The sequence below is a fragment of the Mycobacterium marinum genome, from assembly GCF_003391395.1.
Taxonomy (GTDB): domain Bacteria; phylum Actinomycetota; class Actinomycetes; order Mycobacteriales; family Mycobacteriaceae; genus Mycobacterium; species Mycobacterium marinum.
The window spans coordinates 6138724-6161673 of sequence record NZ_CP024190.1 but is presented as its reverse complement, the minus strand read 5'-3'; the positions used below and the strand labels follow the sequence as shown (position 1 = coordinate 6161673).

Below are 22950 nucleotides of genomic sequence, written 5' to 3'. Positions count from 1 at the left end.
CATCAGCGTGCCCCGTCGACGGCGAAACTGACCACCGCACCCCAATACAACGGGCTGGCGCTGGCCTCGCCGTCGCGCCAGCGTCGCATTTGGGCGCGCTGCCAGCGATTTACGGCGCACCCGGCTTCGTCGGCCTCGTGGGCCGAGTCGATCGCGGCGACGATCTCGGTCATTGGGTCGGTGATCGGGTCTGCCGGATCGCCGTCCTCGGCGACGAACTGCCGATAAGCCGCGGTGGTGGGAAGCGACCACAGGGTGGCGGTCACCAGCTGCGCCCCGCCCAGGATGGTTGCCGCCACCAGTCCGGTTGCCTCATCGAATTGGTAGTCGCCGCCGGAGGCACAGGCCAGCAGCGCCACCCGCGGTGGCATCGACATCCGCAGCGCCATCAGATCCGAGGCGGTCAGCGGCCGGTGGTCGCCGATCGCGGGGGCATCCCCGGGTATTGCGGCACCACACGCCAGATGCAGCGCCGCATGGTCGGCATGTCCACCCTCGCTATCGGCCGAACTGGCATGCCCGACGTACAAGAGCCGACTTGGTTGTTGCATCAGCAATTTCGACAGCCAGTCCCGGTCGGCATCCCTGCAGCGGAACAGCTCACTGGGCGAGTCGACCGCCGGCAACACGGGGCGCCGTCGCATCAGTTCGGCAAAATGCCTGGCGAGCGGGGTTTCCTCCGACGGCCTGCCCAGCACCGATCCCAGTGCCGAGTCGGGCCGCTGGCCGGGCACGCGCGGGTCGAGTAGGAGTATCGGCGGGCCGTCTTTGCGGGCGGCCCATCGGGCCGGCACGCGCGCGGAGTGCACGATGTTCTGGGGCACCGCCAGAAGGATGTCGACCAACTCCATCAGCCGGTAGCCATCGGTGTATTCGGTGATGTCGGCAAGCTGCCAAGGGATCCGGGCGGCCGCTCGGCCGCTGGCGGTGATCGCCTCCTGGCGAGCCCGCACCAACTCTTCCCGGGTGGGCCCCGCGGTCGGCAGCGCCAGCAGCCCCCAGGGCACCCGCGCCAGCCGGGCGCTGGGCGAGATGAACAGCACCGGCCGCGGCGATGCCGCGCACTCGGTCAGCAGTTGCCATCCGGGCGTGCCGATCAGCAGTACCCCCAGGATGAACGCGACCGTCAGTTCGCTGTCCCGCGTTGCGAATGGGCCCCGGCAAAGTGCGCGTTCGATGGCCTCGCGCCGGTCCTCGTTGCCGTGGGGCTCGGGTAGTGCGTCGGTCAGTTCGGCCAAGGCCGCCAGCAGGATCGGCTCGTCCACCACCCAGTTGACGGTTCTGGATGGTTGGCCGACCACGCGCAGACTCGCGTAGGTGGTGATCCCGACATCGGCGTAACGCAGCACCAGAGTGGGGCGGTCCGAGTCGTTCATGGCCAGGTGGACCAGACGGGCTCGGCGGACGTGACGGCACGACCGTAGCGTTGCAGCGCCAGCGCGCGATAGTGGCTCAGGATCGGCGGGGCGTCCGGTTGCATCTGCAAGGGCGGCAAGGGGCCCAGGCGTGTCAACGAGTTCACCCCCTGCCGTGACGTCCCTGCTGCGGCGGCGGCCGGTTCGTCGGTGTCGACGAACGCCGGCGCGGTGGCGGTCGATGCCCACTCGCCCATGGCTTCGCGTGGCGGCGCGGGGCTAAAAGTTCCTCGGGCGCTGTGGTATTCGACCAGTTCACTGATCAGCTCGGTATTTTCCCACTCCCAGGCGACGGCGAACGCGCCGGCCAGAATCGGGGCCGAGACATGGCTTGCCCAGCGTGATCTCGCGTCAGCGTCAGCGATCGAATAGCGAACCGAGTCGACGGCGAGCGCCGCGGGAACCTTGAGTTCGGCGGCCTGTTCCAGCTTGCTCATCGCGCGCCAGTACCCCTCGGTGCCGATCTCACCGTGCAGCAGGCCGATTGACTCGGCTTGGCGGGCTTCGGTCTGCTGCAGTGTCTCCTCCGGATCGCCTGAGCCGTCGAACCCCAAGTCCGCCAGCGCGTCTGCCCGCCACACCGTGCCCAGATGACTGTCGAGTTGGGCGTACTGAAGCCAGCTGCTGCGAGGCGATGAGTCGAGCAGTTCCCGCGCCTGCGCGATCATCTCCACGGCTTGCGCGAAGCGGCCCCAAAAGATGGCTATCCAGCTGCGTTGTAGCAGAATGCGGTGCAGGTACAGGGGCCTTCCCAGGTGACGCCAATGCTTTTCGGCGTTCGCCCAGCATTGGTCGGCGGCCTCGAGCGCACCGCTGGCCAGTCGGGTAAGGCCAAGGTAGAGCCAGCAGCGGGCGACATCGTGTGCGCGCGCGTAGCGGGAGATGATCGGCTGCGCTTCAGAGACCAGCTGCTCGGTGGCCGCGTGGTCGCCGACCAGCCAGTGCGCCGCCGCTCGTTCTAATTGTGTTCTGGCGAAGGCCAATTCCCATCCCCTGGCCTGCGCGCGGGCCCCGGCGCGTCGCAGCCACGGTTCCGCCTCCGACAATCGTCCTGTCTCGCCGCAGAACCTGCCGTATGCGGTGGCCCCGTACACCCAAAGGTGATCGGAGTACTCGGCGTCGGAACCGGTGTCCGGCCGGTTCAGCGCTTCGAGTACGGATTCCCAATTCGGCACCGCGTGGGTGTGTAGATCGTCGTCGCACAACGCGCTTGCGCACAGAATCCGGGCGTGGGTGAGCAGGAGCCGGTGCTCACCGGCGAGGTCGGGGAACTCCGCGCCGGCTGAGTCGGCCAGCGCGGTGAGTTGCTGCGCGGCGCCTTCGTGATCGCCCTCGGCCGCGCACAGGCCGATCTGCAGCAGGGCGGCGCGCCGGGAATAGCGGCAGATGAGGTGCCTGACTTCGGTGTCCGACAGCTGTATCTGGGCGGCCGCCTCCGGCAGGGTGCCGTCGAGAATCTTCGAGTAGCTGGCCAAGCAGTCACGAATGCGCCGGACGCACTCGCGCACGCCCTCGGTCGCGCCGCGGGCCAGGTAGATCTCGCCCAGCTGCGCGAATGCCTGCAGTGCGAGGTCATCGCGATCGGCTTGTTCGATTTGCGGCAGCAGCGAGATCAGCAGCTCCCGGGCCGCGTCCTCGTCCGCGGCCAACGCCAGGCGCCGGGCGTGTTCGAGATCGCCGGAGATCGACACGGCTGCATCATAAGTCCGTTTTGACCGCGACAGACCGGACCGGTGGACAAGGGATGCTTGCCCACCGGCCGGCGCCCCCTGCATCAGCCGCACGTCACCTTGATGCTGAAGTCCTTGGTGATCATTCCGGCCATCGGGTTCTTCATGTCGGCACCTTGCGCCTGGCCGGTGATGGTGTAGGTCTTGCCCTCCACCGCAACCTTGGCCGAGCCGACCTTGGCGCCCATGTTGTCGGTGACAGACAATGCGTTGCCGTCCACCACAAGCGCCAGCGACTCGACTCGCGGAGTGGCCTCATCGGTCATCACCACCGCCAGTGCCTGCTGGCCGCCGGCGGAGCCACTACCGATGTCGATCTTGCCGCCCTGCTTGACGCAGGTCACCGAGGCGGGGTCCAGGCCAGGAAGATTCGTGCCGCCCACCTGGACCTGCGTTCCGCCACCGCCGGTGGAGACACTTGATGCCGGGCTGGCTGAGTGGCCGCCGCTGGAGCAGCCCACCAGCGCCGATGCGCAGCCAATGGTTCCAATCGCAGCCGCGATAACACGTTTCACTGGATTTCCTTCCATCATGCGCCGCCCTGGTGGCGCCGTCATGGGAGTAAGTACAGAACGCCCGGGTTGCTACCGATCCCAACTATTTGGCTCGACCGCCGTGGTGGTGGAGTGTGTGACTGTGATTGAGATTCAGACCGTAGACGCCGTCCAAGTGCTCACCCTCTCGTCCGGGCGGGTCAACGCCCTCGATGTCGAGCTGCTGACCGAGTTGACCGATGCGCTGCGCGAACTGGGCTCCTCACCCGGTGGCGCGCTGGTGCTCACCGGCGCCGGACGAGTGTTCTCTGCCGGGGTCGATCTGAACCGGGTGGTGCAGGGCGGGACCAGCTATACGGATCGGCTGATTCCGGCGTTATCGGACGCGTTTGACGCGATGTTCGGCTACCCGGGCCCTACCGTGGCCGCGATCAACGGTGCCGCCATCGCGGGCGGGTGTGTGCTGGCATGCGCCTGCGACCGCCGACTGATCGGCGCCAAAGCCGCGATCGGTGCCTCTGAGGTGCTTGTCGGGGTGGCGTTTCCGGTGGTCGCGCTGGAGGTCATGCGCTACGCGTGCGGCGATCGCGCCGAGGAGGTGCTGCTCGGTGGTCGCAGCTATCGGGGAATCGAGGCCGTCTCCCGCGGACTTGCCCATGAGGTGGTCGCCGAGGATCTTCTGGGTGTCGCCACGGCGCAGGCGTCGGAGCTTGGCGATATCCCGGCCGACGCCTACCGCCACACCAAGGCACAGCTGCGGGCTCCGGCTCAGGCACGGATGCGCGACGGTGGCGATATCGACCGTGAAGTCCGTCAGATCTGGGGTTCGGCGCAGGCCCAGCAGCGCATCGCCGGCTATCTGGAGCGGCTGCGGCGGCGCTGACCGATAGCGCGGATGCGGCAGGGGGGAGGAACTATTCCTCGACCGTCACCCCACGCCGGACGCGCCGGCGCCGGTGTGAGGTCTTGCCGGTCGGGCGACGATTTCGCAGCCCACCGTGAGCGGTCGCATCCTCGCCCTGCGCCTCGGGTTCTGCGGTCTCTTCGGCCGCTTCGGCCGCTTCGGCCGCTTCGGCTACTTCAGCCTCTTCGGTCGGTTCGGCCTCTTCGGACTCAACAGACTCTTCGCCGTCGGACGCCTCGTCGGCTTCCTCGGCCTCGTCGGCCTCGTCGGCCTCGTCGGCCTCGTCGACGTCTTCGGCTTCGGCGTCTTCGGCCTCGTCAGTCTCGTCGACGTCATCGCCTTCGCCGCCCTTCTTGCGGCGGCGGCGCTGCTTGGGTTCTTTCACCTTGATCGGTTTGGGCGGTGGCGGCGGCAATTCCGCGACAAACGACAGGTAGAACGCGAAGAAGCCGAGTACTGCAATGGCGGCAGCGGCCCCGTAGATCCCGAACAGCCATTGCCCCACCGAGTCCAGGCTGAGCCAGATCTCGCTGATGGCGGTCCCGATAATCAGCACCCCGGCCAGCACGTGCGCCACGATCGACCAGGTCCGAATCGATAGCGCCAGCGCAGGGGTGCCAAGTTCCGGCTTGCGGGTACGCAGCAGGGTGAACACCACCGGCAGCGCGGCCAGGCCGAACAGGGCGCCCGCGGTGATCCGGAGCCCGGTCCCCAGCGAGTGGGCGGTATCGCCCATCAATTCGGGCCAACGGGGCAGAACGAAGAAGAAGTAGAGGACGCCTGCGCCGATCGAAAACGACGCGTGCCACAGCATGGCAACCTTGCGCCCCATACCCCTCCTCGTACTGTGAGCCGGAGCCAGTCAAGCTGACCAGCCCACACTGTCCGCCCGCGCCTCGGCGCGGGCGCGACCATTGCGGAGGATGCGGGATTTGAACCCGCGAGGGCTATTAACCCAACCCGCGTTCCAGGCGAGCGCCATAGGCCACTAGGCGAATCCTCCGCCGATATGGTAGCCGCTGTCTCGGCGCCCGTGTTCCGCGGCCGCCGACGAATGTCTCCGCGGAGGTATTAGACTCGCGGCAGGACCCCGCGCGGCGTCTATCCTGTGAACTCCCCCAGGGCCGGAAGGCAGCAAGGGTCAATGGGCTCTGTCGGGTGCGCGGGGTCCCCCTTTGTCCGGGGCGGCCCACCAGGTGCCAACCAGCAAGAACTGGCCTGCAACCGCTCAAGACCTGCATGTTTGATCCACGGTTTTCGACGGTGAAAGGGCCGCATGGTCTCGTTCGATTCGCTCAGCCCTGAAGAGCTAGCCGCTTTGCATGTCCGCCACGAGCAGGACTACGCAAACCTGCGCGGTAAAGGCCTGTCCCTGGATCTCACCCGAGGCAAGCCGTCTTCTGAGCAGCTGGACCTGTCCAATCAACTGCTGAGCCTGCCCGGTGGCCAGGACTACCGCGACCCCGAGGGCCTCGACACCCGCAACTATGGCGGCCTGCATGGCCTGCCGGCGCTGCGCGCCATCTTCGGCGAGTTGCTCGGCATCCCGGTCCAGAACTTGATCGCGGGCAACAACTCCAGCCTGGAGCTGATGCACGACGTGACCGCGTTCTCGATGCTCTATGGCGGGGTCGACTCGCCCCGGCCTTGGGTAAAGGAGCCGGACGGCATCAAGTTCCTGTGCCCCGTTCCCGGCTATGACCGCCATTTCGCCATCACCGAAACGATGGGCGTGGAGATGATCCCCGTCCCGATGCTCGAGGACGGCCCCGACGTCGATCTGATCGAGGAACTGGTCGCCGTCGACCCCACGATCAAGGGCATGTGGACCGTACCGGTGTTCGGCAACCCCACCGGTGTCACGTATTCCTGGGAAACGGTGCGCCGGCTGGTGCAGATGCAGACGGCGGCACCGGACTTCCGCTTGTTCTGGGACAACGCCTACATGGTGCACACCCTCACGCCGGACTTCATCCGGCAGGTTGACGTGCTGGGGCTGGCGGCCAAGGCCGGCAATCCGCACCGGCCCTACGTTTTCGCATCCACGTCGAAGATCACCTTCGCCGGCGGCGGCGTCAGCTTCTTCGGCGGGTCGTTGGGCAACATCGCGTGGTATCTGCAGTACGCCGGAAAGAAGTCGATCGGTCCGGACAAGGTCAACCAGCTGCGGCACCTGCGGTTTTTCGGAGACGCCGACGGCGTACGCCTGCATATGCGCCGCCACCAGCAGATATTGGCGCCCAAGTTTGCGGTGGCGCTCGAGATCCTCGATCAGCGGCTCAGCGATTCCAAGATCGCGTCGTGGACCGAGCCCAAGGGCGGGTATTTCATCAGCCTCGATGTGATGCCGGGGACCGCGCGCCGCACCGTGGCGTTGGCCAAGGACGCCGGGATTGCCGTGACCGAGGCGGGCGCGTCGTTCCCGTATCGCAAGGATCCCGAGGACAAGAACATCCGGATCGCGCCGTCTTTCCCGTCGCTGCCCGATCTGAGCGACGCGGTCGATGGTCTGGCGACCTGTGCCTTGCTCGCCGGCACCGAGGCCTTGCTGGCCCGCCCGTAGTTCCCGCTCGGACCAGTGGATTCCGCAATAGTCCGCCAGCCTGAGTAGCCTGCTGACCGTGGCTCTCTACCGCAAATATCGTCCGGCGACCTTCGCGGAGGTGGTGGGGCAGGAGCATGTCACCGAACCGCTGTCGATCGCCCTGGAGGCCGGCCGGATCAACCATGCGTACCTGTTCTCCGGGCCGCGCGGCTGCGGCAAGACGTCGTCGGCGCGCATCCTGGCGCGGTCCTTGAACTGCGCGCAGGGCCCCACGGCCACGCCGTGTGGAACCTGCGAGTCCTGCCAGGCCTTGGCGCCCAGCGCGCCCGGCAGCATCGACGTGGTCGAACTCGACGCGGCCAGTCACGGCGGTGTGGACGACACCCGGGAATTGCGGGATCGCGCGTTCTACGCGCCCGCGCAGTCGCGGTACCGCGTGTTCATCATCGACGAGGCGCACATGGTGACCACCGCCGGTTTCAACGCGCTGCTCAAGATCGTCGAAGAGCCCCCCGAACACCTCATCTTCATCTTCGCCACCACGGAACCGGAGAAGGTGCTGCCCACCATCCGGTCGCGCACCCACCACTACCCGTTCCGCCTGCTGCCGCCGCGCACCATGCGAGGTCTGATCGAGCGGATTTGTGAGCAGGAGGGCGTGGTCGTTGACGAGGCGGTGTATCCGCTGGTGACTCGCGCCGGCGGTGGTTCCCCGCGTGACACGCTTTCGGTGCTGGACCAGCTGGTGGCCGGGGCGCAGAGCAACCATGTGACCTACCAGCGAGCGCTGGGACTGCTGGGGGCCACCGACGTCGCGCTGATCGATGACGCCGTGGATGCGCTTGGCGCCGGGGATGCCGCGGCGCTGTTCGGGGCGGTCGAATCGGTGATCGACGCCGGGCACGATCCTCGTCGTTTCGCCACCGACCTGCTGGAGCGATTCCGCGATCTCATCGTGCTCCAAGCGGTTCCCGACGCCGTGTCTCGTGGGGTTGTGGACGGCCCCGAAGATGTGCTGGATCGGATGCGGGAGCAGGCGGCGCACCTCGGGTCGGCGACGCTGACTCGCTACGCCGAGGTCGTACAGGCCGGGCTGGGCGAGATGCGCGGCGCGACGGCACCCCGGCTGCTGCTGGAGGTGGTGTGTGCCCGGCTGCTGCTGCCCTCGGCCAGCGACGCCGAATCGGCGCTGTTGCAGCGCATCGAGCGGATCGAGACCCGGCTAGCCATGTCGATACCGGCCGGCGCGGGAGCCACCTCGGCCCCAGCGCCGGAAGCGCCCGCCGCGCCGCGGGCGACGACCTCCGCCCGAGCGGAGGCCAAAGAAATGGTCAGGCAAAGCATGCGCCGGCCGGCACCGCCAGAGCCCAAGTCCGCGCCAGAGCCGCCGCCGGCTCCCGAACCCCGATCGGCTCCCGAACCCCGGCGGGCGCCCGAACCCCGGCCGGCTCCGGTTCCCGAACCGGTCGCGGCTCCCGGGGAGCTCAATGCCGCCGCGGTTCGCAGCATGTGGCCGACCGTGCGCGAGAAGGTGCGCCAGCGCAGCCGCACCACCGAGGTGATGCTCGCCGCTGCCACCGTTCGTGCGCTCGAAGACAACACGCTGGTGCTGACCCACGACTCGGCGCCGCTGGCCCGGCGGCTGTCCGAGCAGCGCAACGCCGACGTCATCGCCGAGGCGCTCAGAGATGCGTTGGGAGTCAACTGGCGGGTGCGCTGCGAGGTGGGCGCCGCGGAGCCCGCCGCAACCCCGACGCCGGCCAAGGCCGCGGCCCCGGCGGCGGATCCCGTTGCCGTCGATTCGGCCCGGCGTGAGGAAGAGGAAAGCCTGCTGGCCGAAGCCGGCCGCAGCGACCCGTCAGAGCCGCGCCGCGACCCCGAGGAAGTGGCGCTCGAACTGCTGCGCAATGAGTTGGGTGCCCGTCGCATCGACAACGCCTGACCGCGTGGTGTCGCGACCGGTGGGCACGCTGATGCCTATTTCCGGCGGCGACGAAGCAGCAGCAGGCCTACCAGGATGCCCACCACAAACATGGCGCTCAGCAGCAGCCACATGGGCGACTCGACGGTGACCCACAGCAAGTGCATTCGCGAGCGCTCGCGGTTCTGGGCGATGAAGATCGTCGTCAACGCGATGAGGATCAGCGCGCCCCAGTGTCGTACCGCAAACCTTCCGGCTCGGCGCCCAATCGAACTTGCAGCGGTATCGTCCGGCGACATGGCGATCTCCTCCTAGGCTGTCCACCACGGCCGCAGTGGCAGGTCATCTTCGCCCCAGGTGTCGACGTTGGCGGCGAGCACGTGATGCAGCTGCAGGTTGTTGCGCTCAAATGCCACTCGCGAGGCCGCCATGTACAGGCCCCATACCTTGGCGATGGGCAGTCCGACTTCGGCTACCGCCGCGTCCCAGTGCTCGACGAGGTTGTGGCACCAGTCGCGCAGCGTCAACGCGTAGTGCTGCCGCAGGTTCTCCTCGTGCAGCACCTCGAAGCCGACTTCCTGGATCTCGGTGATGATGCGTCCGGAGCCGGTCAGCTCCCCGTCCGGGAAGACGTAGCGGTCGGTGAACCCGCCGGCAAAGGACGTCGACTTGTTGTCGTGGCGGGTGATGCAGTGGTTGAGTAGCAGGCCGCCGGTGCGCAACTTGGACTTGAGGAAGCCGAAATAGGCGGGATAGTTCCGCACGCCGATGTGCTCGGTCATGCCGATCGACGAGACGGCATCAAACCCGGTCTCCACCACGTCCCGGTAGTCGCAGTGGCGCACCTCGGCCAGCTGCGCCAACCCCTCGTCGGAGATCTTCTGTTGTGCCCACGTGGCCTGCTCGGCCGACAGCGTGGCGCCGATGACCCGGACCCCGTGGCGCGCGGCGTAGCGCACCATCCCGCCCCAGCCGCACCCGACGTCGAGTAGGCGATCGCCCGGCTGCAGCCGCAGCTTCTCGAAGACCAACCGGTACTTGTTCTCCTGAGCCTCTTCCAGGGTTGCCTTTTCATTCGGATAGACCGCGCAGGTATAGGTCATCGACGGCCCGAGCACCCACTCGTAGAAGGTGTTCGAGACGTCGTAGTGGTGGTGGATGGCCTCGGCGTCACGGGTTTTGCTGTGCAGGACACCCTCGGCCATCCGGCGCCACCGCGGCGGCGTCTCCTGCGGCGGCGGCGCGATCGGCAACAGATGCTCCACCCCGATCGAGCGCACCACGTTGGCCAGCACCCGCGCTGACGGCCGTTTGAACTCGACCCGGTCGGTCAACGCTTTGAGCAGCTCATACGGATCGCCGGGATGCACACCGTGGGGCTGTAGGTCCCCCGATACGTAGGCCCGGGCGAGGCCGAGTTCCCCCGGCGCCGTCGCCAGGTAGGTGGTGCCGCGGGGGGAGGTGAGCTCCAACCCCATTTCCGCGTCGTTGCAACCGGCGGTGCTGCCGTCATACGCGCTGAACTTCAGTGGCTGGCCGCCGGTCGCGGTGAAGATCGCCAGGACCTCGGCAATACTCAGTCTGCCGCCGTTGGCATTCGGGGGCTGGTTGGCTTCTTTCGTTGCAGTCATCGTCGTTGCACCGCCTTTGCGTAGAGATCGAGCAGACGCGAATCTGGATCGTAGGTTTTTTTCACCGTTTTGTACGACTCCCCGCCGTACAACTCATCGAACTCTTCTCGGGTGTAGTAACTGTCGGAGTAGAGCGACTTGTGTCCGTTGAGCTCGCTCACCTTTGTCTCTATCTCCCGGTTGGTTGCCCCCTCGGTGGCGCCGGCCGGCACCGAGGACCAGAAGCCGATATTGACGTAGCTGTGGTCCGGCCGGATCGGATACAGCGGCCAGCCGTCATTGTCACGAAGCCGTAAGGGGCACAGCCAAATCGGTGCGATGGGTACCGTTTCCAAAAACCATGTCACGAAGTCCTGGGTGCGCTCGATGGGAACCTCGACATCCTGCACCACTCGCTCTCGCGGGGGGCGCCCGTGGCGCTTCTCGATCCTGTCGGCGATTCCAAAGCGCTGGTCGAGTTCCACCAGCTTCCAGTAGGCGCTGCTGCGCCGGTACCGCCGCGGCCACCAGCGCCGCAGCGTCGGGTTCTGCGCGCCGAACGCACGCGAGCACCAGAACCAGTCGGTGTCCCAGCGCCAGAAGTAGTCGTGGATGGTCAGGCGGTCCGCTTTGACGCCGCTCTCGTGCTGGATCGACCGGTAGTAGATGTCTTTTCCGGTGTAATCGCTGACCGGGCCCGGCGTTGCGGTCCGCACACCGACACACAGGTAGCTTTCGTCGGCGCTGAAGACCACGCCGTCCAGGTAGTCCACCGCCATCCCGTCCAGGCCCCCGGTATCGACAATGCGCTCCATCGCCGCGACCAGTGCCCGCAAGGTGTCGAATCGGATGTGCTGCAACGCCACAAAGGGCTTGACCGGCTCCAGCAGGATCTTGAGCCGAGTCGAATAGCCCAGCGTGCCATAGGAATTAGGGAAGGCTCGATACAGATCGGCGTGCCGGTCAGCCGATACCGTCAGCAATTCGCCCGCGCCGGTGAGGATGTCCATTTCGAGCACCGACTCGTGCGGCAGGCCATTGCGAAACGATGCCGACTCGATACCCAAGCCGGTGACCGCGCCGCCGAGCGTAATGGTCTTCAACTGCGGAACCACCAGTGGCGACAGACCGTGCGGCAGCGTGGCTGCGACCAGGTCCTCATATGTGCACATGCCGGCCACGTCGGCGGTGCGGGCGTCGGGATCGATGCTGATGACACCGGTCAACCCGGAGGTGTCCAGACCCCGAACATCGCGTTTGGCGCGGGCGCGGAACAGGTTTGAAGTGGGTTTGGCCAACCGGACCGTTGCGGTCGTGGGAATGGATCGATAGCTAGCCAGCAATCGCTCTACGCCCGATGTGTGGGCGGACAGTCCAGATCCAGTACCAGGCACCACATATATCGTAGTCATCGACCACAGCCCCTGCATCCGTGTGTGGGCTGCACCGCGATTCATGACAGAGGAGTTGCGCCTGATGGGACAGGTGAGCGCAGCCAGCACGATCTTGATCAATGCTGAGCCTGCGGCCGCTCTTGCCGCAGTGGCCGATTATCAGAACGTTCGTCCGAAAATTCTTTCCCCGCAATACAGCGAGTACCAGGTGCTCGAAGGGGGTCAGGGACAGGGCACCGTCGCAAAGTGGCGACTGCAGGCGACCAAGTCGCGCGTCCGTGACGTGCAGGTCGGCGTGGATGTCGCAGGCCACACGGTGATCGAAAAGGATGCGAACTCATCCATGATCATCAACTGGACGGTGGCTCCGGCGGGGCCGGGCTGCAGCGTGACCGTCAAGACCACCTGGAACGGCGCCGGCGGGGTCAAGGGCTTCTTCGAGAAGACGTTTGCCCCGCTGGGTTTGAAGAAGATCCAGGGTGAAGTGCTGGCCAACCTCAAGTCCGAGCTGGAAAGCTAGCGCGCCTGGCCCTGGCTGGCCAGAAAGCCCGCGACCCCGCGGACCAGCGCGTTGGCGTACTTCTGCCGCCCTTCGGGGGACTCCATCAGCGCCGAGTCCGCGGGGTTCTTCATGTTGCCCAGCTCGACCAGGATCGACGGGTACTGGGCCAGGTTCAGCCCCGCTAGATCCGAACGCCCGTACAAGCCGTCCTGCCCGATGTAGTTGGCCGGCGGAATACCCGAGGCCCGCAACTGGTCGCGCATGACCCGCGCGAACTGCACCGAGGGACCGGCCTGTGCCGCGTTCAGCGGCGGGGACGAGTAGTTGACGTGAAAGCCGCGGCCGGTGGCCGGGCCGCCGTCGCCGTGCAGGCTGACGACCGCGTTGGGATGTAACGCGTTGGCTGTGTTGGCGCGTTCGTCGATGCACGGACCCAGCGCGTTGTCGTTGCCGCGGGAGAGCGCCGTTCGTACGCCCAGCGCGTTCAGCGCGGCGCGCAGTCGCAGGGCGGTGTCCCAGGTGAACGTGTGCTCCGGGTAACCGCTGTTGCTCGATGTCCCGCTGGCCTGGCAGTCCTTGGTGCCGCCCCGGCCGGTGGGGACCTGACGCCCGATCGATGCGTCGTTGGCGCCGTTGTGCCCAGGGTCGATGAAAACGACCATGCCGGCGATGTTGGAAGGGGCTGCGGCCGCCGTTGGGAGCAGGGGTGTCAACGCCGCTACGAGCGTCCCGATGACCATGGCGATCCCGACACGCGGGCTGACTCCTACGTCCACTGCGCAACGGTAACGCCGCGCCGTCTAGGCTGGTTGTTTCAAATCGCCATACAACCGCAGGCGAAACCAACTCGAGACCAAGATGCTAGGGGACTGTCATGCAACCCGGCGGCGACATGTCGGCACTGCTCGCTCAAGCACAGCAGATGCAGCAGAAGCTACTGGAAGCCCAGCAACAGCTGGCCAATTCCGAGGTACACGGTCAAGCCGGTGGCGGCTTGGTCCAGGTCGCTGTCAGGGGCAGCGGCGAACTGGTCGGGGTCACGATCGACCCCAAGGTGGTCGACCGTGACGACATAGAGACGCTGCAGGACCTGATCGTTGGTGCCATGCGCGATGCGTCTCAGCAGGTGACCAAGATGGCGCAGGAGCGCCTGGGTGCGCTGGCCGGCGCGATGCGCCCGCCCGGTGCGCCCGGTGCCCCAGGAGCGCCAGGAGCGCCGGGAATGCCGCCACGGCCGGGTGCGCCGGGAATGCCAGGTATGCCGGGCGCCCCGGGCGCACCGGGTATGCCAGGCATGCCGGGTGCCCCGGGGGTCTGACCGGCCCCGGCATGTTCGAGGGACCCGTTCAGGATCTGATCGACGAGCTCGGCAAGCTGCCGGGCATCGGCCCCAAGAGTGCCCAGCGCATCGCGTTTCACCTCTTGTCGGTTGAGCCGCCGGACATCGACCGGCTGACCGCCGTGCTGGCCAAGGTCCGGGACGGGGTGCGCTTCTGCGCCGTGTGCGGGAACGTCTCGGATGACGAGCGTTGCCGCATTTGCGCGGACCCGCGCCGGGACGGGTCCCTGGTCTGCGTCGTCGAAGAGCCCAAAGATATCCAGGCCGTCGAGCGAACCCGCGAATACCGCGGTCGCTATCACGTGCTGGGCGGGGCGCTCGATCCGCTTTCCGGGATCGGTCCCGAGCAGCTGCGAATCCGCGAGTTGCTGACTCGCATCGGTGATCGGGTCGACGGCGTCGATATCACCGAGGTGATCATCGCCACCGACCCCAATACCGAGGGCGAGGCGACGGCCACCTACCTGGTGCGGATGCTGCGCGACATCCCCGGCCTGACCGTCACCCGGATCGCGTCGGGGCTGCCGATGGGTGGTGACCTGGAGTTCGCCGACGAACTCACCCTGGGCCGCGCGCTGACCGGCCGCCGCGCGATGGTCTGAGTTCGGCGGGCGGCGCTAGCGCGCCGACAACCGCTCTCGGCGCAACAATTCCACTTCCGGTAGCTCCAGCGGCGCCAGCGCTCCGACCACCTTGCTCAGCAGCAGGTCGGCCAGCTCGGGGTTGCGGGCCAGACACGGCCCGTGCATGTAGGTCGCGACCACGCTGCCCTGGACGACGCCGTCAAAGCCATCGCCCGCCCGGTTGCCCGCACCCTTGACCACCGCACCCAACGGCGATGCCGCTGGGCCCAGAACGGTACCTCCGCGGTGATTTTCGAAACCCGTGAGCCGCTGGGTCAACCCGGGCAGCAATGGCTTGCTGATCAGCTCACCGATGGTGCGGGTCGATTGCGGAGAGGTGGTCGCATCGAGCAGGCCGACACCGTCGACACGTTCGCCCGATGAGGTTTCATACCAATGCCCGAGTACCTGGACAGCCGCACAGATCGCCAGCACGGGTGCGCCCCGGCCGGCCGCGCGCTGCAGTCCCGGGTGCTGCAGCAGGTGCCGGGTGGCCAATCGCTGCGCGTAATCTTCCGCGCCGCCGAGCGTGTACAGGTCCAAGGAATCCGGTACCGGGTCGGAAAGGGTGATCTCGACGATCTCGGCGGGGATGGCCCGCAGGCGTAGCCGTTGGCGCAGCACGACGGCGTTGCCGCCGTCACCGTAGGTACCCATCACGTCGGGCAACACCAGGCCGATCCGGACCACAGAGTCAGCCATTGCGCGTCAACCTCCGCTGCAGCTGGAGGAACGCGGTGTAGTTGGCGACCACCTCCACCGGTCCCGGCGGGCAAGACTCGATGGCCGCCACTGTGTCGTGCACCAGGGTGTGCTGCACGCCCGCGTAGCCCAGGCGCACCGCCAGGTCGGTGCCGCGCTCACCGGCGGCCACCACCGGGGTCGTTTTGAACACCTCGGCGAAATGTTCGAAGCGCACATCCCACAGCCAGGACAGATCCTCGCCGTCGGGCACTTGTCCGTTGACGGAGATGACCACTCCGGCGGCACGTTCGTCCACCATCGACAGCGCTTCCTGCCAGCCGGCCGGGTTCTTGGCCAGCAGGATCCGTGCTTGGTGGCGGCCGAGAGCGAAGCTGCGGTAACGGCCGGCGACCTCGTCGACCTCGGCGACCGCGGCCACTGCCAACGCCGGATCCGCGCCCAACGCGACGGCGGCCGCGACCGCTTGGGTGGCGTTTCCCCGGTTGACCGCGCCGGGCAGCGCCAGCCGCATCGGCAGCGCCAGCCCGTCCGGCCCGTACACGGCTTCGTCATCGAACCACCACTGTGGGCTGGGCCGTTTGAAATCGGCGCCGGTGGAGTACCAGTGCCCGGGTTCGCGAACGATGACCTCGCCGCTGCGCGGGCAGCTCACCGAGTCGTTCGACCAGGAACCGCCGGCGGCCACCCACACCACGTTGGGGCTGTCATAGGCCGCTGAGGTCATCAGGACGTCGTCACAGTTGGCCACCACCACCGCGTTCGGGTGGCGGGCCAGGCCGGCCCGCAGGGTGCGTTCGATCACGTTGATCTCACCGACCCGGTCCAGCTGATCCCGGGACAAGTTCAGGAGCACCAGGACCGCCGGCTCGACGGCGTCCGATACGTGCGGGACGTGCATCTCGTCGACTTCCAGCGCCGCGAGTCCGGCACGACGGTCGGCGGCCAGCGCGGCCACCAGGCCGGCGTCCATGTTGGCGCCCTCGGCGTTGGTGGCGACGGCGCCAAGGGTGCTCAGGGCGGCCGCGGTCATCCGGGTGGTCGTCGATTTGCCGTTGGTGCCGGTGATGACGACGGTGCGCCGACCGCTCGCGAGCTGGCGCAACACCGAGCGGTCCAGGGTCATTGCGACCAGGCCGCCGATCATCGCACCGGCTCCGCGACCGGTGACTCGAGACGCCCAACGCGCGCTCGAACCTGCGGCGAGGGCTAGCCGGGCACGGGCGGTTATCACCCGGGCAGTTTAAGGGCGATCGCAACCTTGGCGCTGGGGGCCGAGTGCAGCGGGTCGTGGCCAAGTAACGGGCCGTCCCCAAGTTGAGGCCGACACGAGGCGCAACGACGCCGGTGATGTCGGCCCGACGTGCCATTCTCATCGTGTGAGCCAGAACTGGGGACGGCCGGCCAGCCACCCGGGTGAGGGTTGGGCCGTCGTCGATGTCGAGACCTCGGGATTTCGGCCGGGGCAGGCCCGGGTCATCAGCGTCGCCGCGCTTGGGCTGGACTCTGCCGGCAATGTCGAGCATTCCGTGGTCAGCCTGCTCAATCCCGGGGTGGATCCCGGCCCGACCCACGTGCACGGTCTGACCGCGGCGATGCTCGAAGAGCAGCCCCAGTTCGCCGACGTTGTCGGTGATCTGACCGAGCTACTGCGCGGCCGCACGCTGGTGGCCCACAATGTCGCGTTCGACTACTCGTTTTTGGCCGCTGAGGCTGAAATCGCAGATGCCGAGCTGCCGGTCGATTCCGTCATGTGCACGGTCGAGCTGGCCCGGCGGCTGGAACTCGGAATCGACAACCTCAAGCTGGAGACGCTGGCCGCACATTGGGGCGTGACCCAGGAACGGCCGCACGACGCTTTCGACGACGCGCTGGTCTTGAGCGGGATCCTGGCGCCGGCGCTGCAACGGGCGCGCGAACGCGACGTTTGGTTGCCGATTCATCCGGTCACCCGGCGCCGGTGGCCCAATGGCCGGGTGACCCACGACGAACTGCGCCCGCTCAAGGCGCTGGCCTCCCGGATGCCCTGCCCATACCTCAACCCGGGCCGCTACGTCTGCGACCGGCCGCTGGTCCAGGGCATGCGGATAGCGCTGGCCGCCGAGGTGGGCCGAACCCATGAGGAGCTCGTCGAACGGATCCTGCATGCCGGCCTGGCCTACAGCGATGGCGTCGACCGGGAGACGTCGCTGGTGGTGTGCAACGAAGACGCCCCCGAGCAGGGCAAGGGCTACCAGGCCCGGCAGCTGGGTGTGCCCGTGCTTACCGACACGCAGTTCATGGATCGGGTTGGCTGCGTGCTCGGCGGCACCAGCGCCGAGAAATTCACCGACCACACCCTGGTCGAAGAACAGTTCGCGCTGTTCTGAGGCCCACACCCTTGTACCACTACGGATGTAGTGATATGGTCGCGCCATGAGTACCACTACATCCGTAGTACGCAAATCGTCTTGGCAGAGCGCCTACCGTCGGCACGGCTATTTCTTCCGCCAGGCGGCCATGCTGACCATCTCGCTCGGGTTCGCGTTGCACGTGTATCGGGTGATCTTCGGAGACGAGCTCACCCTGAAATACGTGGCGACCGTGACCACGGACCGGATCCTGATGATCCCGATGACGTATGCGGCCATCACCGGCATCCTGGTGTGGCCCCGGGTGCGGTTCGCCAATGGGCGACATCGGGCCTTCTTCACCGCATCGATCGTCTACATCGCCGGTAGCGTGCCGCTGCACATCTACATGTCCTATGTGGTCCGGGATCTGTCCATCGTCAGCTGGTTTCCCATGTGGTTCAGCTACCTGCTGTTGATCGCGGTGTACCCGGCATTCCTGACGATGTTCTGGCGGTTGCGCTACAAAGACTGATGCCGCCGAATCCGCAACGCCGTGCCCAGATCCTCGACGCCGCGATCGACATCCTTGCCGACGTCGGTGTTGGGGGGCTTACGCATCGGCAGGTGGACGATCGCGCGGATCTGCCCGCCGGCACCACATCGAACTACTTCCGCACGCGTCAGGCCCTGCTCGAAGCCACGGCATCGCGCACCGTCGATCTGCATTGGCAGCGAGTGCAGGTGCTGCGGTCCGCGGTCGGGTCGTTGTCCCGAGACGGCGTCAAGGCGTTGATGACGAAGATGCTCACCGACCCCGATGAACAGTTCCGCCGCAACACCCTGGCGAGGTTCGAGCTGTTCATGGAGGGCACGAGACGGCCCGAGCTGCAGCCGTTCCTGGTGGAGTTGCAGCATGCCGCGGTGAAGTCGGCAACCCTGATCTTCGAGGCCGCGGGCTTTGCCCCGACGCCCGAGCGGATGGATCAGTTGAGCCGATTGCTCAACGGCTACGTATTCAGCCACCTCACCCTGCCCGGCGACGACGACCCGGCCGCACTGGTCGACCGGCTGCTACCCGCGTTCTTCGACGCCTAGCGCGACGCCCGGTTGATCGCCGACACGACGGCCCGCAGTGACGCGGTGGTGATCGACGGCGCGATGCCCACGCCCCACACCGTCTTGCCGGCCACGGAGGCCTCCACGTACGCCGCCGCCTGAGCGTCGTCGCCGGCGCTCATCGCGTGCTCGGAGTAGTCCAACACGGCCACGTCGAACCCGACGGTGCCCAGCGCGTGAACGAACGCGGCCAGCGGACCGTTGCCCGAGCCACTGATCTCGGTCTCTTTGCCGTCGATCTTGACGGTGGCGTCGATGCTGGTGGTGCCGCCATCTTCCTCGGCGGCAATGACGCGCTGTTTGATCCGTTCCAGCGGGCGCACCGGCGCCAGGTACTCCTCGGCGAACGCGTCCCACATCTCTTTGGGTGAGACCTCGCCCCCTTCGCCCGCGCTGCCCTCGGCGATCTCTTGGATCGCACGCGAGAACTCGATCTGCAGCCGTCGTGGCAGGGCCAGGCCGTGGTCGGCCTTCATGATGTAGGCCACCCCACCCTTGCCGGACTGCGAGTTGACCCGGATCACCGCTTCGTAGGTGCGCCCGACGTCCTTGGGGTCGATGGGCAGATAGGGCACCTGCCACAGCATGTCGTCCATGTCGGAATCGGCGGCATCGGCATCGAACTTCATCGCGTCCAGGCCCTTGTTGATGGCGTCCTGGTGGCTGCCGGAGAACGCGGTGTAGACCAGGTCGCCGCCGTAGGGGTGACGTTCGGGCACCGGCAACTGGTTGCAGTACTCCACGGTGCGCCGGATCTCGTCGATGTTGGAGAAATCGATCTGCGGATCTACGCCGCGGGAGAACAGGTTCAGCCCCAGGGTCACCAGACACACATTGCCGGTGCGCTCGCCGTTGCCGAACAGACAACCCTCGATCCGGTCGGCGCCTGCGGCGAAGCCCAATTCGGCTGCGGCGACGGCGGTTCCGCGATCGTTGTGGGGATGCAGGCTCAGAATGACCGACTCCCGGTTGGCCAGGTTGCGGCTCATCCACTCGATCGAGTCGGCGTAGACGTTCGGAGTGGCCATCTCCACGGTGGCGGGCAGATTGAAGATGATCGGGTTTTCCGGGGTGGGCTGGATGACTTCGCCCACGGCGTCGCACACCTGTTTGGCGTATTCCAGCTCGGTGCCCGTGTAGGACTCCGGTGAGTACTCGAAGCGCCACCGGGTGTCGGGGTATTTGGCGGCTTCCTCGACGCATCTGCGGGCGCCCTCGGTCGCGATCGCCTGTACCGCGGCCCGGTCGGCGCGGAACACCACGCGGCGCTGCAGGATCGACGTCGAGTTGTAGAAGTGCACGATCACCTTCGACGCCCCAGCGCACGCCTCGAACGTGCGCTCGATCAGCTCGGGGCGGCACTGAGTCAGCACCTGGATGGTGACGTCGTCGGGAATGGCGCCTTCGGTGATGATCTCGCGGACGAAGTCGAAGTCGGTCTGGCTGGCCGAAGGAAAGCCGACCTCGATCTCCTTGTAGCCCATCCGAACCAGCAGGTCGAACATGCGCCGCTTGCGGGCCGGGCTCATCGGATCGATCAGCGCCTGGTTGCCGTCACGCAGGTCCACTGCGCACCACAGGGGAGCGCGGTCGATGACGCGGTCGGGCCAGGTGCGGTCGGCAACCCGGATGTGTTCGACTTCCTCGGCGAACGGCCGGTAGCGGTTGACCGGCATCGAGGAAGCTCGCTGGGGGTTCCAGACGGGTTGGCCCGGCGACGGTGGGCCGGCGGGTTTGACAATGGTGCGCGCCGAGGTAAAGGCGTCGGGACCAGGGGCTTGCGAAGAGTTTGTCACGGTAGTTGCTCCGGGGGTGGCGAGAAGGAACTTCAGACCGGCGCATCGCGAACACCCGCGACGGGAAGCCGGTCTGGATCAGGCCCCGTCGCGGCGTCCGAGGAGGAGCACCCGCTGCACGCAAAGAACTCTACCGCGATCGGTGCCTCGGACAAAAAGGCCCAAGGGCAAACCACCGTTGGGCCGTCCGGGTCCGGCGCAAAGCGGCGATCGGCAACCCGGACCGCGACCCGGACGGTAAACCGGACCGCAAACCGGACGGCAAACCGGACGGCAAACCGGACGGGAATGTCGTCGCTGTCGATCGCGGACCTTGGCTCCCGCCGTCGACTGAATGCGTTTCCGCGCTGAGGATTCGGAAGGCTAATGGAGCCCGGGTGCGCTCGGTGAAAACATCAATACCGTTGTGGCTTAACGGAAAACTGTCGGGGTGGCCTGGCTCCGCGGCGGACGCCGCCATAAATGAGAAAGGCCATTCTGTCAATTCCCTGGCGTTGATACTCAGCAACTTTCAAGTATTCGAGAGTAGAGTGCGCTGCCGCACAGCAGTGCCCTGCATGAGAGTGGAATCACACCAGGTTAGGTGGGTTATTTGACGTACGCTTAACGCGATCGGCCGCCAGAGAAGCGGACATGGGCTTCTCGGACTTGATCATCCGCTATCGCACCTTCACTTCTCAGCTAGGGGTATCGCTCATGCAGCTTGGCGCGACATTATCGTCGACCGATAATGCCAATGGAATTCAGCTAGCCAAATTCAACTCCGATGATGTGCTGCCAATGAATTTCGCGCCTCCGATTGGTCCGGAACTGGTATCGCCTGAAGAACTTCCCGCCGCCTGGGCGTACAAGCGCTTCCGTGATCTGGAGGAGAAAGAGTCCTACCGCAGCACGCTTTTGGCGGAACTCACCAAAGCCTTCGAGATTCTGAGCCCGCAGGACGCCGCCACCGCAACCGCAGGGCTGCAGGACCTCTTGGGGCAAATGGCAGAGCAGGGCGCGGTAGTCCTCGCCGACATCGTCGAATCGGACGCCTTCCTGGAATTGGTTGCACGCTACGACGAAATCATGGCGCAGGAGGGCAGCGGTAGCTTCATCCACCGCTTCGTGGACCTGCGGCGAACCGTAGGGCTTCTGACCGATCCTGAGGTCAACAACCCGATGGTGCACCCGTTGATGATCACGCTCATCTCCTACGCGGTCGGCGGTCCGATCCGGATGGTTGATGCACGTGCCAAGGACGCGGAGCCGTTGTCCGTCCTGGCGCAGGACAACATGCTGCACATCGACAACACGCCGTTCAATGACGAGTACAAGATCATCGTCACCTGGCGCCGCGGAACTGCAAAGGGGCCGGCCGGGCAGAACTTCACCTTCCTGCCTGGCACCCATCAACTCGCCCGCACCTGCTTTGTCAACGAGGCCGGGGAACCGTGGTCCAGCGAAAATGCGTCGATCTTCACCACCACCGAGAGGATCAGGCGGGTATTCGACGCGCAGATGCAGTTGCGGGACCAAGACCGCCCGGTCGTCATCGAGGTCAGTGATTCCGAACGGCCGCTGAGCACCGTGTTCGCCGCCGGTTCCCTGGTGCACCACCGGTTCCGCACCGCCTCCGGAAATGCGCGCAGCTGCATCATCATGGCCTTCCACCGCGTGGCCGATAACCCCGGCCGGCTGGTCAGCGATGTCGAAGACACGCCCAGTGCCTCGCTGAGCGAACTGTTGACCAGCGGTGTCCCCGATGAGTCCTACCAGCAGCGCTTCATTACCACCCTGTGCGCTGCCGCCGGCCAAATCGCCGAACTGCTCGCCAAGTGGAAGAGCACTCCAGAGCGTCCGGTGCCGCTGCCGCTGCAGGAAAGGCAGATCGATGGTCGGCGGTTCGAGGAGTGGATTTCCGCATCCACCGAGGCTCCGCCCGTCCAAGAGATCCGCAACCGCGAACAGCCCATCCCCTACGGTGAGGTGTTGTCATCGGAGGAATTCTTCGATCTGGTGTGGCGACTGATGCGCTTTGACAAGCATGGTCCGCTGGATCTGATTCTTTACCACGACAACCGCGAGGAACCGCGCAAGTGGGCGCGAAACCTGATTCGTGAGATGTCGGCGGACCGGTTGCGCGAGCGGTTGTCGGGCTGGAGTGCCGATCTGGGACACCACCGTCCGGCCGACTGCCTGCGCCCGCTCCAGGTGCACGCCTTGGTCTCCGAGGTGCTGCGGACGCTACCGCTGGATGGAAACCAGACGCCTCCGGCCGACTGGGACAACGACATGCTGGGCATGAGTCCGGCCGCCGCCGCGCGCTCGGTGCGACAACTCCTCGAGGACATTGCCGAGGCCGTGCTGCGGTGCGAGGACATGCCGGCCTACCTCTCGACCAGCCTGTTCGCGTTCTGGATCGTGGACTCCGCCTACAGTTTGGACGGTCGGCGCAACCTGGTGGTCCAGGACTGCACCCGTCGCCTGCTGCGGCACTACGTCATGCTGGCGCTGACCGCGATGCCCGATGCTCCGGTTGCCTGA

General features: G+C 66.5%; 21 protein-coding genes, 1 tRNA gene and 1 other RNA gene. 11 read left to right on the top strand and 12 right to left on the bottom strand.

Translation table 11 applies throughout. The annotated features are described in order from the left end of the window. Positions 1-2: 2 nt before the first annotated feature. The 3 genes from CCUG20998_RS26210 to CCUG20998_RS26200 all read right to left on the bottom strand — a co-directional run bounded on the left by CCUG20998_RS26210 (position 3) and on the right by CCUG20998_RS26200 (position 3627). Complete coding sequence (locus CCUG20998_RS26210; protein WP_020730967.1) at positions 3-1376, bottom strand: CHAT domain-containing protein; 1374 nt, start codon at positions 1374-1376, stop codon at positions 3-5. After that, complete coding sequence (locus tag CCUG20998_RS26205) at positions 1373-3106, bottom strand: hypothetical protein (protein ID WP_020730966.1); 1734 nt, start codon at positions 3104-3106, stop codon at positions 1373-1375. The genes CCUG20998_RS26210 and CCUG20998_RS26205 overlap by 4 nt, the downstream gene beginning before the upstream one ends. 83 nt (positions 3107-3189) lie before the next feature. Continuing rightward, entirely contained in the window at positions 3190-3627 is a 438-nt protein-coding gene (locus CCUG20998_RS26200; RefSeq protein WP_081435807.1) for a lipoprotein LpqH, read from the bottom strand. Positions 3628-3775: 148 nt separating this feature from the next. On the opposite strand from CCUG20998_RS26200, the gene CCUG20998_RS26195 reads away from it, so the two are divergent. After that, the gene (locus tag CCUG20998_RS26195) at positions 3776-4522 is read left to right on the top strand and encodes an enoyl-CoA hydratase/isomerase family protein (RefSeq protein WP_036457074.1); all 747 of its coding nucleotides are present in this window, start codon (positions 3776-3778) and stop codon (positions 4520-4522) included. A 31-nt stretch (positions 4523-4553) separates the two neighbouring features. Here CCUG20998_RS26195 and lucA read toward each other — a convergent pair whose 3' ends face one another. Beyond that, a complete protein-coding gene (gene lucA, locus CCUG20998_RS26190) occupies positions 4554-5375 on the bottom strand; it encodes a lipid uptake coordinator LucA (RefSeq protein ID WP_020730964.1) in 822 nt (273 codons plus the stop codon). 85 nt (positions 5376-5460) lie between these two features. Further along, positions 5461-5546, bottom strand: a tRNA-Ser gene (locus tag CCUG20998_RS26185). Positions 5547-5624: 78 nt separating this feature from the next. Here CCUG20998_RS26185 and ffs point away from each other — a divergent pair. From ffs to CCUG20998_RS26170, 3 genes are all read left to right on the top strand, one after another. Then, positions 5625-5721, top strand: an RNA gene (gene ffs / locus CCUG20998_RS26180) — signal recognition particle sRNA small type. Between the two features lie 98 nt (positions 5722-5819). Beyond that, complete coding sequence (locus CCUG20998_RS26175) at positions 5820-7106, top strand: aspartate aminotransferase type Ic (protein ID WP_020730963.1); 1287 nt, start codon at positions 5820-5822, stop codon at positions 7104-7106. A 58-nt stretch (positions 7107-7164) separates the two neighbouring features. Further along, positions 7165-9030: a DNA polymerase III subunits gamma/tau gene (locus CCUG20998_RS26170; RefSeq protein WP_036456751.1), complete on the top strand. Its 1866-nt coding sequence runs from the start codon at positions 7165-7167 to the stop codon at positions 9028-9030. Between the two features lie 35 nt (positions 9031-9065). Here the strand turns inward: CCUG20998_RS26170 and CCUG20998_RS26165 are convergent, their stop codons facing one another. From CCUG20998_RS26165 to CCUG20998_RS26155, 3 genes are read right to left on the bottom strand one after another with little or no spacing between them, the layout of a single operon-like run. Further along, positions 9066-9308, bottom strand: a complete 243-nt coding sequence (locus tag CCUG20998_RS26165) for a LapA family protein (RefSeq protein ID WP_020730961.1) — start codon at positions 9306-9308, stop codon at positions 9066-9068. A 12-nt stretch (positions 9309-9320) separates the two neighbouring features. After that, complete coding sequence (locus tag CCUG20998_RS26160) at positions 9321-10640, bottom strand: class I SAM-dependent methyltransferase (protein WP_020730960.1); 1320 nt, start codon at positions 10638-10640, stop codon at positions 9321-9323. Continuing rightward, positions 10637-12031 carry an FAD-binding oxidoreductase gene (locus tag CCUG20998_RS26155; protein WP_181005662.1) on the bottom strand — a complete coding sequence of 465 codons (1395 nt, stop codon included), beginning with the start codon at positions 12029-12031 and terminating at the stop codon, positions 10637-10639. The genes CCUG20998_RS26160 and CCUG20998_RS26155 overlap by 4 nt, the downstream gene beginning before the upstream one ends. Before the next feature lie 64 nt (positions 12032-12095). Between CCUG20998_RS26155 and CCUG20998_RS26150 the strand changes: the two genes are divergently transcribed. Further along, positions 12096-12533, top strand: a complete 438-nt coding sequence (locus tag CCUG20998_RS26150) for an SRPBCC family protein (protein ID WP_020730958.1) — start codon at positions 12096-12098, stop codon at positions 12531-12533. Here the strand turns inward: CCUG20998_RS26150 and CCUG20998_RS26145 are convergent. Next, positions 12530-13291 carry an Rv3717 family N-acetylmuramoyl-L-alanine amidase gene (locus CCUG20998_RS26145; RefSeq protein ID WP_181005661.1) on the bottom strand — a complete coding sequence of 254 codons (762 nt, stop codon included), beginning with the start codon at positions 13289-13291 and terminating at the stop codon, positions 12530-12532. The two genes, CCUG20998_RS26150 and CCUG20998_RS26145, sit on opposite strands and share 4 nt — an antisense overlap. 98 nt (positions 13292-13389) lie before the next feature. Between CCUG20998_RS26145 and CCUG20998_RS26140 the strand changes: the two genes are divergently transcribed. Continuing rightward, positions 13390-13833, top strand: a complete 444-nt coding sequence (locus tag CCUG20998_RS26140) for a YbaB/EbfC family nucleoid-associated protein (RefSeq protein ID WP_011741924.1) — start codon at positions 13390-13392, stop codon at positions 13831-13833. 11 nt (positions 13834-13844) lie between these two features. Further along, positions 13845-14456 carry a recombination mediator RecR gene (gene recR / locus CCUG20998_RS26135; RefSeq protein ID WP_012396743.1) on the top strand — a complete coding sequence of 204 codons (612 nt, stop codon included), beginning with the start codon at positions 13845-13847 and terminating at the stop codon, positions 14454-14456. A 15-nt stretch (positions 14457-14471) separates the two neighbouring features. Here recR and CCUG20998_RS26130 read toward each other — a convergent pair whose 3' ends face one another. Together CCUG20998_RS26130 and CCUG20998_RS26125 are read right to left on the bottom strand one after the other, a co-directional pair. Then, a complete protein-coding gene (locus CCUG20998_RS26130; RefSeq protein WP_103653941.1) occupies positions 14472-15167 on the bottom strand; it encodes a type 1 glutamine amidotransferase in 696 nt (231 codons plus the stop codon). Between the two features lie 4 nt (positions 15168-15171). Continuing rightward, positions 15172-16413 (bottom strand): Mur ligase family protein, encoded by a 1242-nt coding sequence (locus CCUG20998_RS26125; RefSeq protein WP_036456750.1) that lies wholly within the window; start codon positions 16411-16413, stop codon positions 15172-15174. 145 nt (positions 16414-16558) lie between these two features. Here CCUG20998_RS26125 and CCUG20998_RS26120 point away from each other — a divergent pair, with 145 nt between their 5' ends. Genes CCUG20998_RS26120 through CCUG20998_RS26110 form a run of 3 tightly spaced genes read left to right on the top strand, consistent with a single transcriptional unit; the run spans position 16559 to position 18607 of the window. Further along, on the top strand, positions 16559-17548 hold the full coding sequence (locus CCUG20998_RS26120) for a DEDDh family exonuclease (protein ID WP_020730954.1): 990 nt from the start codon (positions 16559-16561) through the stop codon (positions 17546-17548). A gap of 46 nt (positions 17549-17594) precedes the next feature. Further along, on the top strand, positions 17595-18044 hold the full coding sequence (locus tag CCUG20998_RS26115) for a hypothetical protein (RefSeq protein WP_036456749.1): 450 nt from the start codon (positions 17595-17597) through the stop codon (positions 18042-18044). Beyond that, entirely contained in the window at positions 18044-18607 is a 564-nt protein-coding gene (locus tag CCUG20998_RS26110; RefSeq protein WP_020730952.1) for a TetR/AcrR family transcriptional regulator, read from the top strand. Before CCUG20998_RS26115 ends, CCUG20998_RS26110 begins: the two co-directional genes overlap by 1 nt. Here CCUG20998_RS26110 and leuA read toward each other — a convergent pair. Continuing rightward, a complete protein-coding gene (gene leuA, locus CCUG20998_RS26105; RefSeq protein ID WP_020730951.1) occupies positions 18604-20424 on the bottom strand; it encodes a 2-isopropylmalate synthase in 1821 nt (606 codons plus the stop codon). The genes CCUG20998_RS26110 and leuA overlap by 4 nt on opposite strands. 696 nt (positions 20425-21120) lie before the next feature. On the opposite strand from leuA, the gene CCUG20998_RS26100 reads away from it, so the two are divergent. Continuing rightward, the gene (locus CCUG20998_RS26100) at positions 21121-22950 is read left to right on the top strand and encodes a hypothetical protein (protein ID WP_231389825.1); all 1830 of its coding nucleotides are present in this window, start codon (positions 21121-21123) and stop codon (positions 22948-22950) included.